The 13,580-nt window shown below is 70.1% G+C and carries 12 protein-coding genes; 9 read left to right on the top strand and 3 right to left on the bottom strand.

Annotated elements, in window-relative coordinates; all coding sequences use genetic code 11:
• Nucleotides 1–337: 337 nt before the first annotated feature.
• The 7 genes from C2L58_RS12765 to C2L58_RS12735 all read left to right on the top strand — a co-directional run bounded on the left by C2L58_RS12765 (nucleotide 338) and on the right by C2L58_RS12735 (nucleotide 10,011).
• A complete protein-coding gene (locus C2L58_RS12765; RefSeq protein ID WP_103337791.1) occupies nucleotides 338–1,168 on the top strand; it encodes an HAD family hydrolase in 831 nt (276 codons plus the stop codon).
• A 762-nt stretch (nucleotides 1,169–1,930) separates the two neighbouring features.
• The gene (locus tag C2L58_RS12760; protein ID WP_103337790.1) at nucleotides 1,931–3,670 is read left to right on the top strand and encodes a glycoside hydrolase family 3 protein; all 1,740 of its coding nucleotides are present in this window, start codon (nucleotides 1,931–1,933) and stop codon (nucleotides 3,668–3,670) included.
• Nucleotides 3,667–4,920, top strand: a complete 1,254-nt coding sequence (locus tag C2L58_RS12755; RefSeq protein ID WP_103337789.1) for an exo-beta-N-acetylmuramidase NamZ family protein — start codon at nucleotides 3,667–3,669, stop codon at nucleotides 4,918–4,920. The genes C2L58_RS12760 and C2L58_RS12755 overlap by 4 nt, the downstream gene beginning before the upstream one ends.
• 47 nt (nucleotides 4,921–4,967) lie before the next feature.
• The gene (locus C2L58_RS12750; protein ID WP_103337788.1) at nucleotides 4,968–6,698 is read left to right on the top strand and encodes a serine hydrolase domain-containing protein; all 1,731 of its coding nucleotides are present in this window, start codon (nucleotides 4,968–4,970) and stop codon (nucleotides 6,696–6,698) included.
• A gap of 238 nt (nucleotides 6,699–6,936) precedes the next feature.
• Nucleotides 6,937–7,911, top strand: a complete 975-nt coding sequence (locus tag C2L58_RS12745) for a MurR/RpiR family transcriptional regulator (protein WP_233225693.1) — start codon at nucleotides 6,937–6,939, stop codon at nucleotides 7,909–7,911.
• A gap of 23 nt (nucleotides 7,912–7,934) precedes the next feature.
• Entirely contained in the window at nucleotides 7,935–8,864 is a 930-nt protein-coding gene (locus C2L58_RS12740; RefSeq protein ID WP_103337786.1) for an N-acetylmuramic acid 6-phosphate etherase, read from the top strand.
• Nucleotides 8,865–8,970: 106 nt separating this feature from the next.
• Entirely contained in the window at nucleotides 8,971–10,011 is a 1,041-nt protein-coding gene (locus C2L58_RS12735; protein ID WP_199191243.1) for a HoxN/HupN/NixA family nickel/cobalt transporter, read from the top strand.
• Here C2L58_RS12735 and C2L58_RS12730 read toward each other — a convergent pair.
• Complete coding sequence (locus C2L58_RS12730) at nucleotides 9,935–11,140, bottom strand: MFS transporter (protein WP_103337784.1); 1,206 nt, start codon at nucleotides 11,138–11,140, stop codon at nucleotides 9,935–9,937. The genes C2L58_RS12735 and C2L58_RS12730 overlap by 77 nt on opposite strands.
• A 61-nt stretch (nucleotides 11,141–11,201) precedes the next feature.
• On the opposite strand from C2L58_RS12730, the gene C2L58_RS12725 reads away from it, so the two are divergent.
• On the top strand, nucleotides 11,202–11,507 hold the full coding sequence (locus C2L58_RS12725; RefSeq protein WP_103337807.1) for an ArsR/SmtB family transcription factor: 306 nt from the start codon (nucleotides 11,202–11,204) through the stop codon (nucleotides 11,505–11,507).
• Here the strand turns inward: C2L58_RS12725 and C2L58_RS12720 are convergent.
• Both C2L58_RS12720 and C2L58_RS12715 read right to left on the bottom strand, forming a co-directional pair.
• The gene (locus tag C2L58_RS12720) at nucleotides 11,504–12,226 is read right to left on the bottom strand and encodes an oxidoreductase (RefSeq protein ID WP_103337783.1); all 723 of its coding nucleotides are present in this window, start codon (nucleotides 12,224–12,226) and stop codon (nucleotides 11,504–11,506) included. The genes C2L58_RS12725 and C2L58_RS12720 overlap by 4 nt on opposite strands.
• A complete protein-coding gene (locus C2L58_RS12715; RefSeq protein ID WP_103337782.1) occupies nucleotides 12,223–12,720 on the bottom strand; it encodes a phosphoribosyltransferase in 498 nt (165 codons plus the stop codon). The genes C2L58_RS12720 and C2L58_RS12715 overlap by 4 nt, the downstream gene beginning before the upstream one ends.
• A 113-nt stretch (nucleotides 12,721–12,833) precedes the next feature.
• On the opposite strand from C2L58_RS12715, the gene C2L58_RS12710 reads away from it, so the two are divergent.
• Nucleotides 12,834–13,436, top strand: coding sequence for a GNAT family N-acetyltransferase (locus tag C2L58_RS12710; protein ID WP_103337781.1), 603 nt, complete (start codon nucleotides 12,834–12,836; stop codon nucleotides 13,434–13,436).
• The last annotated feature ends 144 nt before the right edge of the window (nucleotides 13,437–13,580 follow it).

Below are 13,580 nucleotides of genomic sequence, written 5' to 3'. Positions count from 1 at the left end.
GAAGGCCGCGTGCGTCGCCGTCGAAAACCGGAATCCAGCGGGGGCAACGGAAACCGGGAAGGCAAACGGGAGGTAAGAGGGCGGCCCCCGCCAGGGGGGAGGGACGGGGGCCGCCGTGGGTTCAGCCCCGGGGGGTCGGACTGAACCGGCCCGGTTGGACACCGGACTCCCTCACTGTAACTCCGCCCGGCGCCGGATCGCGCGCCGGATGAGGCACACAGTTCGGTAACGGCACAGCGCGCCCGAAGTGCCTGTCTGTCATGGATTTTCCGCCCGGCGCGACGCGCGTGTGGTGGATCAACGGGACGCGCCTCGATCAAGCTCCTATCCTGGGCGGGTGGCCGAACCGAGCAGCGCGCCGTCGCGCATCCGGAAGCCGGGCCCGGAGCACGCGGTGGCCGCGTTCTTCGACCTGGACAAGACGATCATCGCTTCGTCGAGCGCGCTGGCGTTCAGCAAGCCCCTCCTCAAAGAAGGACTGATCAACCGTCGCGCCGCGTTGCGAAGCGCCTACGCGCAGCTGGTGTTCTCGCTCGCGGGCGCCGACGAGAACAAAACCGAGCGGCTGCGCGCCGAAGTTTCCGCGCTGTGCGCCGGCTGGGACGTCGCCCAGGTTTCGGCGATCGTCCGCGAGACGCTGCACGACGTCGTCGACCCGCTCGTGTACGCGGAGGCGGCGGAGCTGATCGCGCGGCACCGCGAGGACGGGCACGACGTGATCGTGCTGTCGGCGACCGGCGAGGAGGTCGTCGCGCCGGTGGCGGAGATGCTCGGCGCGACCCGGAGCGTCGCCACGCGGATGCAGATCGTCGACGGCCGCTACTCCGGCGAAGTCGACTTCTACTGCTACGGCGCCAACAAGGCCGTCGCCGCGAAGCAGCTCGCCGCGACCCACGGCTACGACCTCGCCGAGTGCTTCGCCTACACCGACTCGAGCACCGACATCCCGCTGCTCGAGGTCGTCGGGCACCCGCACGCGGTCAACCCGGACAAGCTCCTGCGGCGCGAAGCCCTCGAACGCGGCTGGCCGATCCTGGCCTTCGACCGGCCCATGTCGCTGCGCACCCGGATCCCGACGCGGTCGGCCGGGATGGTGGCGCTCGGCGTCGGCGCGGTGGCCGCCGGAGCGACCTGGTACGGCCTCAACCGTCGCCGACGGTCCCGCTGACGGGACACCGGCCACCCACACGGCCGTACGAGCGTCACTTTGCTTGGCCCAGCCCCGAATTGTCCGTCGCGCAGGGTGCCGGTGTCACCCGATCCAGCCTCTGTACCGGTGCACCCGTCCGCGCACTTGAAGTGACCGGGCTCACGGCGTAGAAAGTAGGTGCGGACGTTTGGTCGGCCAGGGAGCAGGTAGAAGAGAAGCCTGTTCCACCCCGGCAAACCTCCGTGCGCGGACTCCGGGTACCCACGCGCAGCGCGCCGCGGGAGGCTCGTCGTCTAGGGACTGCGTAGTGGGACGCCACACGCCGAGTCCATGTAGGTACGACCAGAGTTGCACGCTTGGTCGCCCGAGAAGTTCGCGCTTGCAGGCGGCGCCCGTGGCTTCGGCCACGGGCGCCGCCTCGTCTATTTGGGGGGTACATCGCGGGCATCTCGCGTGACTGGCGGGGCATCACGCGTGATTGAAGGGGCATCACGCGTGATTGGAAGGTCGACACGCGTGATTGGGAGGTCGACACGCGTGAGTGGGGCACCCGTTCGGACCTGCGTGCATCTTGCGGACGGCGACTTTCCTACCGATCCGGGTACGACTGGCGCGTTCGTGCGGTCGGTCGATGGACAGCACCGGATTCGGTGAGTAGCTTCCCGATATTGGCGCCTCTGAGTGGACTTCTGACGTCCGAGCGCCCGCTACTTTCTGGGAGGCTGAGTCGTGACGACCCGAAATCGGAGGTTCCATGCGCTCGCCCTGCCCGTCGCGGGGATGCTCGCCTTCACCGGTGTGGGTGTCGCGACCGCGGCGAGCGCACCTCAGGTGAGCACGGACGCGCAGGCCGAGGCCGCGGCGACCCAGGCGTTGCGCGGGCTGACGCTCGAGCAGAAGGTCGGGCAGCTGTTCGTCACCTGGGTGAACGGCAAGACCGCCGACGAGGTCAACCCGAAGAACCGGACCGACTTCGGCGTCGACACCCCCGCGCAGGTCGTCGAGAAGTACCACCTCGGCGGGGTCATCTACTTCAACAACGACACGCGCGACAACTTCGACGACCCCGTGCAGGTCGCGAAGCTGTCCAACGGCCTCCAGCAGGCCGCCGTCAGGAGCGGGGCGCACATCCCGCTGCAGATCGCCGCCGACCAGGAGGGCGGCACGGTCACGCGGATGGGCGCGCCGGCCACCGAGTTCCCGAACGCCATGGCCATCTCCGCCGGGCGGGACCCGAAGCGCGCGACGCAGGCGGCGACCATCCTCGGCCGAGAACTGCGGGCCGTCGGGATCAACCAGGACTTCGCGCCCGATTCGGACGTCAACTCCAACCCCGTCAACCCGGTCATCGGCGTCCGGTCCTTCTCCGGGCAACCCGGCCTGGCCAGCGACTTCGTCACGGCGGAGGTCAAGGGGTTCCGCAAGTCCGTCGCCGCGACCGCGAAGCACTTCCCCGGCCACGGCGCCGCGCCGACCGACAGCCACACCGGGCTGCCGCGGATCGACAGCACCGAAAACCAGTGGCGTGCCACCGACGTGCCGCCGTTCAAGGCCGCCATCAAGGCCGGCGTCGACTCGATCATGACCGCGCACATCCAATTTCCCAGCCTCGACCCGTCGCTCGAGCCCGCGACGCTGTCGAAGCCGATCGTCACCGGGAAGCTGCGGGGCGAACTCGGCTACAACGGCGTCGTCATCACCGACTCCCTCGAGATGCAGGGCGTTCGCGAAATGCACGGCGACGCCGAAATCCCCGTCCTCGCGCTGAAGGCCGGCGTCGACCAGCTGCTCATGCCGGTGCACCTCGACGTCGCCATCAACGCGGTCCTCGCCGCCGTGAAGTCCGGGGACATCCCGATGTGGCGGATCGACCAGAGCGTGCTCCGGGTGCTGAAGCTCAAGTTCAAGAGCGGCATCCTGTTCTCGCCGTTCGTCGCGCCGGACCGGGTGATGAAGACCGTCGGCACGCCGGCGAACCTCGCCACCGCGCAGGACATCGCCGACCGCGGCATCACGGCTGTCGCGAACGACGCCGGTCTCCTGCCCCTGAAGCAGAAGCCCGCGACGACGCTGGTCACCGGCTGGGGCGTGTCCACGACGGCGACCCTCGCGCAGAAGCTGACCGCCCACGGCACCGCCGCGACGGCCTACCAAACCGGCCAGACCCCGACGGACGCCCAGGTCGCGCAGGCCGTCGCCAAGGCCCAGACCGCCGAGCTCGTCGTCGTGCTGACGAACAACATCGCCACCTACCCCCTGCAGACCAAACTGCTCGACGCCCTGCAGGCGACCGGGAAGCCGGTCGTCGCGGTCGCCGCCCAGATCCCGTACGACGCCGGTTATCCGAGCGCCGTGAAGACCTGGCTGGCCACTTACGGCTACATCGGGCCGACCCTGGAGGCGCTGGCCAAGGTGATCCTCGGCGAGGCGAAACCGGTCGGGAAGCTGCCGGTCGACATCCCGGCGGGAGCCGACGTGCAGACCGTCAAGTACCCCTTCGGCCACGGGCTGACCTGGTGAACCTTGACCGGCGCCGCTTCCTCGGCGCGAGCGCGCTCGCCGTCCCGATGCTGGCGGGCGGCTCCGCCGTCGCCGGGGCGCAGCCGGAAACAGCACACCCGGGGCGCGTCCTCACCGGCGCGGAGCAGCTGGCCGCGCAGGGCTGGCGTCCGCTGCAGGGCCGCAAGCTCGGTGTGCTCTCGAACCCGACCGGCGTCCTGCTGAACGGCGACCACATCGTCGACTCGATGGTGGCCGCCGGCGTGAAACCGGTGGCGGCCTTCGGGCCCGAACACGGTTTCCGCGGCAGCGCGCAAGCCGGCGGCTCCGAGGGCGACTACACCGACCCGCGCACGGGCGTCCCGGTCTACGACGCGTACGGCGTCGACGCGACGAAGCTCGCCTCGCTGTTCACCAAGGCCGGCGTCGACACCGTCGTGTTCGACATCGCCGATGTCGGCGCGCGCTTCTACACCTACATCTGGTCGCTCTACACGGCAATGGTGGCCGCGGCGCAGGTCAAGGCCGCCTTCGTGGTTCTCGACCGGCCGAACCCGCTCGGTGGCCGAGCGGCCGGGCCGGTGCTCGACCCGAAGTTCGCCTCCGGGATCGGCCGGCAGCCGATCGCCCAGCAGCACGGCATGACCGTCGGCGAGCTCGCGCGCTTCTTCGCCGGGGAGTTCTTGCCGGGCGAAGGGGTGAAGCTCGACGTCGTCCAGGTGCGCGGCTGGCAGCGCGACACGCTCTTCGCGCAGACCGGGCTGAACTGGGTGCTCCCGAGCCCCAACATGCCGACGCCGGACACGGCGCTCGTCTACCCGGGCACCGGGATGTTCGAAGGCACGGTGTTCTCCGAGGGCCGGGGCACCACCCGGCCGTTCGAGATCATCGGCGCTCCCGGGCTCGACTGGCGCTGGCGCGAGAAGCTCGAGGACCTCGCCCTGCCCGGCGCGCGGTTCCGCGAGACCTACTTCGTCCCCACCTTCAGCAAGTTCGTCAACCAGACGTGCGGCGGCGTGCAGCTGAGCGTGCGCGACCCGCGGGCCTTCGACGCGATCCGGACCGCCGTCGCCATGCTCGTCACGGCGAAGGCCCTGCACCCGGAAGTGTTCGCCTGGCGCCCCGACAACTACATCGACAAGCTGTCCGGGTCCGACCGGCTCCGGACCATGGTCGACGCCGGCGCGGGCGTCGACGAGGTCACCGGCGCCTGGCGGGCCGAGCTGGCCGAGTTCGAGCGGAGACGCCGCCACTACCTGCTCTACCGCTGAGGGGGAGACTCGTGCGTGCTAGGAAGGTCCTCGTCGCGGCCACCGGAGTGCTGGTCGCCCTGACCACGTTGACCGTGCCGGACTCGGGAGCCAGCGCCATCACCAGCCACGATCCGGCGGCCGGCCGCTTCGACCGGCCGCAGCACGGGTTCGCCCCGCCGTGGACGACGCTGCGCGACGGGCGGCCGCAGGACGTCGGGCTCGACCCGGCGCCGATCAAGGCGGCCGAGGACTTCCTGGCGAGCTGGACGAAGCCGGACGCTTCCGGGCACCCGCACTTCTCCGGGGCGGTCGGCCTGCTCGCGCACGATGGCGTGGTCGTCGACCGGTACGCGGTCGGCGGCGCGCTGCGGTACGCCGACGCCGCGGGCACCGAGCTGCCCGCGGACCAGCAGGTCCCCATGAAGAACGACACCATCTTCGACATGGCTTCGATCTCGAAGCTGTTCACCTCGATCGCGCTGCTCCAGCTCGTCGAGCGCGGGCAGTTCACCATCGACACCCCGGTGAGCCGCTTCTTCCCGGAGTTCGCCACCGGCGACAAGGCCGCCATCACGGTCAAGATGCTGCTCACGCACACCTCGGGCTTCGACGCCGACCCCATCCCGTCGCTCTGGGCGGGCTACCCCGACATCCCCTCGCGCCGGCAGGCCGTGCTCGACAGCCCGCTGAAGAACAAGCCGGGGACGACGTACCTCTACTCGGACATCAACCTGCTGACGCTCGGCTTCATCGTCGAGAAGCTGACCGGGCAGTCCCTCGACAAGGTCGTCCACGACCGGATCACCGCCCCGCTCGGGATGACCGACACCGGTTACAACCCGCCCGCGGCGAAGCTGAGCCGGATCGCCGCGACGGAGTTCGAGGCGAACCCGCCGCGCGGGATGGTGCGCGGCAGCGTGCACGACGAGAACGCGTGGTCGCTCGGCGGCGTCGCCGGGCACGCGGGCGTGTTCAGCACCGCGAGCGACATGGCCTCCCTCGCCCAGGCGATCCTCAACGGCGGCAGCTACCGCGGGCACCGGATCCTCCGCGAAGAGACCGTCCGGCAGATGCTGACGAACTACAACCAGCAGTTCCCGGACGACGCGCACGGCCTCGGCTTCGAGCTCGACCAGCCCTGGTACATGGGCGCGCTGGCGTCGCCGGTCACCGCCGGGCACACCGGTTACACCGGAACGACGCTGGTCATCGACCCGGAGTCCCGGTCGGTGGCGATCCTGCTGACGAACCGGGTGCACCCGACCCGGAACTGGGGCTCGATCAACACCGCCCGCCAGGTCTGGGCGACGTCGCTGGCCAGGGCCATGGCGGTGCGGCCGGTGGCCGGGAAGGACGCCTGGACGAGCACGCTGGGTAATGCCGCCGTAGCTACGCTCAGCACCCGGGCATTTACCACGCATAGTGATCAAGCCCGGGTCTCGTTCGCTGCTTTCGTGGACACCGAGGGCAGCGGTGATCCACTTCAGCTGCAGGCCAGCACCGACGGCGTTAACTGGCAACCGATCGCCTTGGCGGTTTCGGGACCGGGGGCACCCTCCGGAACCGTGACGTCGCTCTCCGGACACGGGCACCGCGCCTGGTGGCGGGCGGTGGGGACCCTGCCGCAGGGCGCGTCGGTGAGCCTCCGCTGGCGTTACAGCACCGACCCGAGTTACACGGGACGAGGAGTTTCGGTGGACGGTGTGAAAGTCACCGAGAGCGGCCGATCACTCCTCGACGGTGAACAAGACCCGGCCATATTCATTGCAGAGGGTTGGCAGTTGACCTCTCGGTGATGGGTCGGTCGCCGAACGTCGACCAAGAGGCCGAATTTACCGTCTTCTTGCCGCTTGCACCGCGACACTAAGTTGCCAAGTCGTTAGCTTGACCTCGTTAACAAGGGCGACCTGGTTGGCGACTTTCTGGTCAGTGATTAATCGCAAATCCAGATCCGCAGACACGGACGGGTTGCGAACCGACCGAAGGGTGTGGGTAGCCTTGTCACAGATGCCAACGGTTAGTAACTTTCCGACGATGAGTGATACCGAATCCGTAGTCGGCCCGGCACCGTCCGAGCCCGTATCGGTCCAGACGGCCGGACGGGACGCGGACTCCAGCCCGCTGGTGCGGATCCGGTCGCTGCTCCCCGGCCTGGCCCGCGCCGAGCAGCGCGTGGCCAAGGTGGTGCTGGAAGACCCCGCGCACGTCGCGCGGCGCAGCATCACCGAGGTGGCCCTGGCCGCCAACACGAGCGAGACCACGGTGACCCGGTTCTGCAAGGCCGTCGGCGTCGGCGGGTACCCGCAGCTGCGCATCGCGCTGGCCGCGGACACCGCGCGCACCGAGGCCCGGACCACGCGCAACCTCGGCGGCGAGATCGGTCCGGAGGACGACCTGGCCGCCGTGATCGGCAAGGTCAGCTTCGCCGACGCGCGGGCCGTCGAGGAGACGGCGGACCAGCTCGACGTCGCCACGCTGGAGCGCGTGATCCAGGTCGTCGCGAACGCCGGCCGCGTGGACGTCTACGGCGTGGGCGCCAGCGCCTTCGTCGCCGCCGACCTGCAGCAGAAGCTGCACCGCATCGGCCGCGTGTGCTTCGCGTGGTCGGACACGCACATCATGCTCACCTCGGCCGCGGTGCTGAGCCCCGGTGACGTCGCGATCGGCGTCTCGCACACCGGCGCGACCACCGACACCGTCGAGGCGCTGCGCGTGGCGCGTGAGCACGGCGCCAGCACCATCGCCGTGACGAACTTCCCGCGTTCCCCCATCACCGAGGTCTCCGACCACGTTTTGACGACCGCGGCGCGGGAAACCACCTTCCGTTCGGGCGCCACGGCGAGCCGCATCGCCCAGCTCACCGTCATCGACTGCCTGTTCATCGGGGTCGCGCAGCGGCACATGGACGCCTCGGTCAACGCCCTGGACGCGACGAGGGACGCGGTCGGATCACACCGCTTGGGGGTCAGGCCGGACGGTCGTCGCCGTCCGCGGGAAACCGGCAAGTAATGCCCGGAGAAAATGTGAGGCGCATGATGACCGTCCCCGTGCAGGCGGTGCACGTCGATTCGCCGACCGAGACCCGCAATCCCCGCACCAAGGACATCGACCTGATGTCCACCGCGGGGATCCTGGGCGCGATCAACGCCGAGGACCGCACGGTCCCCGGTGCCGTCGCCGCGGTGCTGCCCCAGCTGGCGCACGCGGTGGACTACGCGGTGGACGCCCTGCGGGCCGGGGGCCGGGTGCACTACGTCGGCGCGGGCACGTCCGGGCGGCTGGCCACCTTGGACGCGGCCGAGCTGGTGCCGACGTTCAACGTGCCGGGCGACTGGTTCATCGCGCACCACGCCGGCGGCGAGCGCGCGCTGCGCCAGGCCGTCGAAAACGCGGAGGACGACTCGGCGGCCGGAGCTGCCGAGATGGCCGCGATGGTGCAGCCGGGTGACTTCGTGCTGGGGCTGACGGCGTCGGGCAGGACGCCGTACGTGCTGGGTGCGCTGGTCGCGGCGTCGCGCCAAGGCGCCCGGACCGGGCTGGTCTCGGGCAACGCGAAGGCCGCGAAGCCGGCTGGGGTGGACGTCCTCATCGCCGTCGACACCGGGCCGGAGGCGATCGCCGGCTCGACCCGGATGAAGGCGGGCACGGCGCAGAAGATGATCCTCACGTCGTTCTCCACCGCGACGATGATCAAGCTGGGCCGGACCTACTCCAACCTGATGGTCAGCATGCGGGCGACGAACGCGAAGCTGCGCGGCCGGACCATCCGGATCCTGCAGGAAGCCACCGGGATGACGATGGCGGACTGCTCGGACGCGCTCACCGAGGCCGGGGGCGACCTCAAGGTGGCGCTGGTGCACTTGCTGTCCGGCGAGGACGTCAAGAGCGCCGCGAAGGCTTTGCACGCGTCGGGCGGGCACGTGCGGAAGGCGTTGGACACACTTCGGGTGCGAGCGAGCTAGCTTCTCATCTGTTCACCTGTCTAACCTCTCAGATGAGAGGGAAGGCGGGTGCGCGATGGCGGCCGAGACGGAGGACTCGCGGCGCGGGCTTTCGCGTCGCGAGTGGATGTCGATCGGCGGGATGGCCGGGTTCATCCTGCTGCTGAACGTCGTGGGCTGGGGCGTGCTCACGGCGTTCGTCGCGCCGCACCACTACGCGCTGGGCGCGTCCGGCGTGTTCGGGATCGGGCTGGGTGTCACGGCGTTCACGCTCGGCATGCGGCACGCGTTCGACGCCGACCACATCGCCGCGATCGACAACACCACGCGCAAGCTGATGGCCGACGGCCACCGGCCGCTGTCGGTCGGGTTCTGGTTCTCGCTGGGGCACTCGACGATCGTCTTCGCGCTGTGCCTGCTGCTGTCCCTCGGTGTCCGCGCGCTGGCCGGGCAGGTCGAGGACGGCTCGTCGGCGTTGCACCAGGCCACCGGCGTGATCGGGACGTCGGTGTCCGGCGTGTTCCTCTACGTGATCGCGATCCTGAACCTCGTGGTGCTCGTCGGGATCCTGCGGGTCTTCCGGCAGATGCGCCGGGGCGAGTTCGACGAAGCCGCTCTGGAACACCAGCTGGACAACCGCGGCCTGCTGAACCGGCTGCTGCGCGGCGCGACGAAGGCCGTGCGCAAGCCGTGGCACATCTACCCGGTCGGGCTGCTGTTCGGGCTGGGCTTCGACACCGCGACCGAAATCGGGCTGCTCGTGCTGGCCGCGGGCGCCGCGACGTTCGCGCTGCCCTGGTACGCGATCCTCGTGCTGCCGATCCTGTTCGCCGCCGGGATGACCCTGTTCGACACCGTGGACGGCTGCTTCATGAACTTCGCCTACGGCTGGGCGTTCGCGAAGCCGGTGCGCAAGATCTTCTACAACATCACGGTGACCGCGCTGTCGGTCGCGGTGGCGCTGCTCATCGGGACCATCGAGCTGGTGTCGATCCTCGCCGAGAAGCTGGCCATCACGAGCGGGCCGCTGGCCGCGATCGCTTCGGTGAACCTGGACTACGTCGGCTTCGGGATCGTCGGGTTGTTCGTGCTCACGTGGGTCGTCGCGCTGGCGGTGTGGCGGTTCGGGCGGATCGAAGAGAAGTGGTCGGCGAAGCTGTCCGGTTGACGCACAGCGCGAGCGCGGCGACGGCGGCGAGCGCGCCGGCGGGGCCGATCCACGACGGGCCCGCGGCGGCGAGGACGACGCCGCCGAGCGCCGAACCGAGCGCGCCGCCGACGTAGATCGCCGAGCCGTTCACGCCGAGCGCCACGGTCGGGACGTCCGGCGCGATCGTGAAGAGCCGGTGCTGCTGCGGCACCATCAGCATCCCGCCGAACGCCCCGGCGAAGAGCGCGAACAGCAGGGCGCCGGGCAGGGACAGCACCGCGAGGTCCACGACGGCCAGCACGACCGCCACACCGGCCAGCGAAAACGCGCGGACGCGCCCGGGGCCGAGGCGGTCGGTGGCCCGGCCGGTGACCGTCGTCCCGGCGAGCTGGCCGAGCCCGAACCCGACCAGCACCCACGACAGCACGGCACCGCTCGCCACCGGCGCCACCAGCACCGGGAGGTAGACGAAGACGGTGAACCCGGCGAGCGTGCCGAGGACCGTCACCAGCAGGACCCGGGCCACGGCCGGGCGCACGACGACGGCCAGCCGCTCCCGCAGCCCCGCCGCGGGCACGCGGACCTCGGGGATGATCGGGATCAGCGCCGCGACGACGACCGCCACCACGCCGATGCCCCACATCACCGCCCGCCAGCCGAACCACGTCCCGGCCAGCACCCCGATCGGCACGCCGAGCACCGTCGACACGCTCATGCCGGCGGCGACCGTGGCCAGCGCCCGGCCCCGCCGCTCGTCGGAGGACAACGCACCGGCGAGGACGTAGGCGTTGGACTGGAACGCGGCCGCGCCGACCGCGGCGACCAGCCGGGCGAGGGCGACCACGGCGAACGACGTGCCGAGCGCCTGGCCCGCCATGCCGACGGTGAACAGCACCATGCCGCCCGCCAGCACCCACCGGCGGTCCCAGGTGCCGGTGAACGCGGCGATGAGCGGCGACGCGATCGCGTACGTCAAAGCGAAGACCGTGGCGAGCTGGCCCGCGACGGATTCGGTGACCCGCAGGTCGGCGGCGATGATCGGCAGCAGGCCGTTGAGCACGAACCCGTCGGTGCCGACGGTGAACGTGCCGACCGCGAGGACGAGCAGGACCCCCAGCCGATCATTAGATGATCGTCGAATCGTCATACGGTCATCATGGAGCTATACTTCGATCGTTGTCAAAATGTCCAAGTGTTGGGAGGCCGCGGTGGCCAGGACGCTGCCCCAGCCGGCGCGCGACGCGATCGAGATCGTGACGGTGCTGCAGGCGCTCGCCGATCCTGTGCGCCTCGAGATCGTCCGCGAGCTGTCGCAGGAGACCGAGCCGCGCAGCTGCGCGCTCGAGGAGTACGACGTCGACATCACCGCCGCGACGCTTTCGCACCACTGGCGCGTGCTGCGCGAAGCCGGGTTGACGACGACGAACGTGGAAGGCCGGCGGCGGTGGATCGTGCTGCGGCGCGACGATCTGGAGAAGCGGTTCCCGGGCTTGCTGAACGCGGTCCTGTCTTAAGAGGCCGCGTCCGAGATGCTCTTCGCTTCGCGCGCACCCGCTTCGAACGCTTCGCAGCAGAAAAGCAGCCACGCGCGTACGCCTTCGGGCGTCCCGCTCGCGAAACCCTCGGCCGCTTCGAGATAACGCGGCACCCGGCGGAAGAAAGCAACTTCCGGAACGCTCAACGACTTCGGGTCCAGCCCGGTCGCGACCATCGTCAGGCGGGCGGCCGCGCGCGCCACGACGCCGTCCGCGCTGCCGAACGGTTTGAGCGCCAGCAGTTCCCCGTGCACGACCGCGGTCAGGACCGGCCCCGGCACCGACGTCGCTCCGGTCACCAGCTGGGCGAGCAGTTCGAGACGGCCGCCGCCGGAATGCGGGCGCCCCAACGCGTCCAGGTCGTCGACGAGGTCCGCCGCGGCCAGGACGTGCAGGCGCGCCAACGCCTGCAGCGGGGCGCGGCGCCAGGTCGGGAGCAGCGTTTCGAGGGTCTCCGCGACGCGCAGCGCGCCGGCGAGGACGGGGTCGTCGACCGTCCCGTCGGCGGGCAGTTCCGGGTTGGCGCCTTCGATGCCGGCCGACGCGCGGGCGGCCCGCACGGACGCTTCGGCCGCCGTCGCCGCGCCGCCGCGGAGGTTCGCCGGGAGGCGGTGGACCGCGAACACCGCGTCCTGCGCGGACTTCGCCGCCGCCGCGACGCCTTCGAGGTCGAGGAGGGGCTTCAGCGGGTCGGTCATGCGTCGAGCACCTGTCCTTCGCGGGTGACCACGGGCGGCAGTACCGACCACGGGAAGTTGATCCACTTGCCGGTGCGCCGCCAGACGTACTCGCACTTGACCGTCGAGTGCGGCTTTTCGTAGATGACAGCCGAGCGCACCTCGGCGACGTGCTCGAGGCAGTAGTCGCGGACCAGCTTGAGCGTGGCGCCGGTGTCGGCGACGTCGTCGGCGATCAGCACCTTCTTGCTCGTCAGGTCCACGACGTTGGGCACCGGCGGCAGCATCACCGGCAGGTCGAGGCGCTGGTCGACGCCGGTGTAGAACTCGACGTTCATGACGTGCAGGTTCTTCACGTCGAGCGCGTAGCCGAGCGCGCCGGCGACGAACAGCCCGCCGCGCGCGATCGAGAGGATGAGGTCCGGCGCGAAGCCGTCTTCGGCGATGGTGTGAGCCAGTTCACGGCTCGCCGTGCCGAACAGCTCCCAGCTCAGCTCTTCCCGCTCTTCGGCCATCGAGCCCGCCCTTCCGTGGTGGTCAGCCGAGCATAGGCAACCCGCAAGTGGTCTCTGAAAATGATCAGAAATTGGCTATCCTGAGCGGCCACTGGCCGACTTACGGTGGGCACGTGAGCGACTGGACCACGCGACCGACCCTCTCCGGCGAGCACGTCCGCCTGGAGCCCCTGACACCGGAGCACGCCAAGGGCCTGTTCGAGGCCGGCACCGACCCGGGCATCTGGGCGTGGCTGAGCATCCGTCAGCCGGGGGATCTTCCCGCCGCCGAGCGGATGGTCGAGCAGGCGCTCGCCGACCCCGATCGCCGGCCCTTCGCGCAGATCGACGTCGCCTCCGGCCGCGTCGCGGGCACGACGTCGTACTACCAGGTCGTCGAGAAGCACCGGATCCTGTCGATCGGGCACACGTGGATCGGCGCGGACTGGCAGCGCACCGGACTGAACACCGAGTCGAAGCTGCTCCTGCTGACACACGCGTTCGAAACCCTTGGCGCGCAACGGGTCGCGTGGGAGACCGACATCCGCAACCTCCGCTCGCAACGCGCCATCGAACGGCTTGGCGCGCTTCGCGAAGGCGTGCTGCGGGCGCACCGGATCCGGCCGGACGGCTCGTCGCGCGACACCGTCCTCTATTCGATGCTGGCGCCGGAGTGGCCGGCCGCCAAGGCCCGGCTGAACGAACGCTTAGTCACCGGGTCTCGCTGGGCACGGTGAACCGGCCGGGTCACGTGGGTGCAACCTTTTACAAGGCGGACTAACGTCGCTAGCGTGCCGCTAGCCGTCATGTCGGCGCACTACAGGAGGCCTTGCAACCATGACCGAGCAGTCCCCCGCCCTGGACAACCTGCTCACCGAGAG

Origin of the sequence: Amycolatopsis sp. CA-126428, assembly GCF_002904335.1 — a bacterium.
Classification (GTDB): domain Bacteria; phylum Actinomycetota; class Actinomycetes; order Mycobacteriales; family Pseudonocardiaceae; genus Amycolatopsis.
Note: the sequence above shows the minus strand (reverse complement) of the source record. Positions and strands in the feature narration are given on the sequence as shown.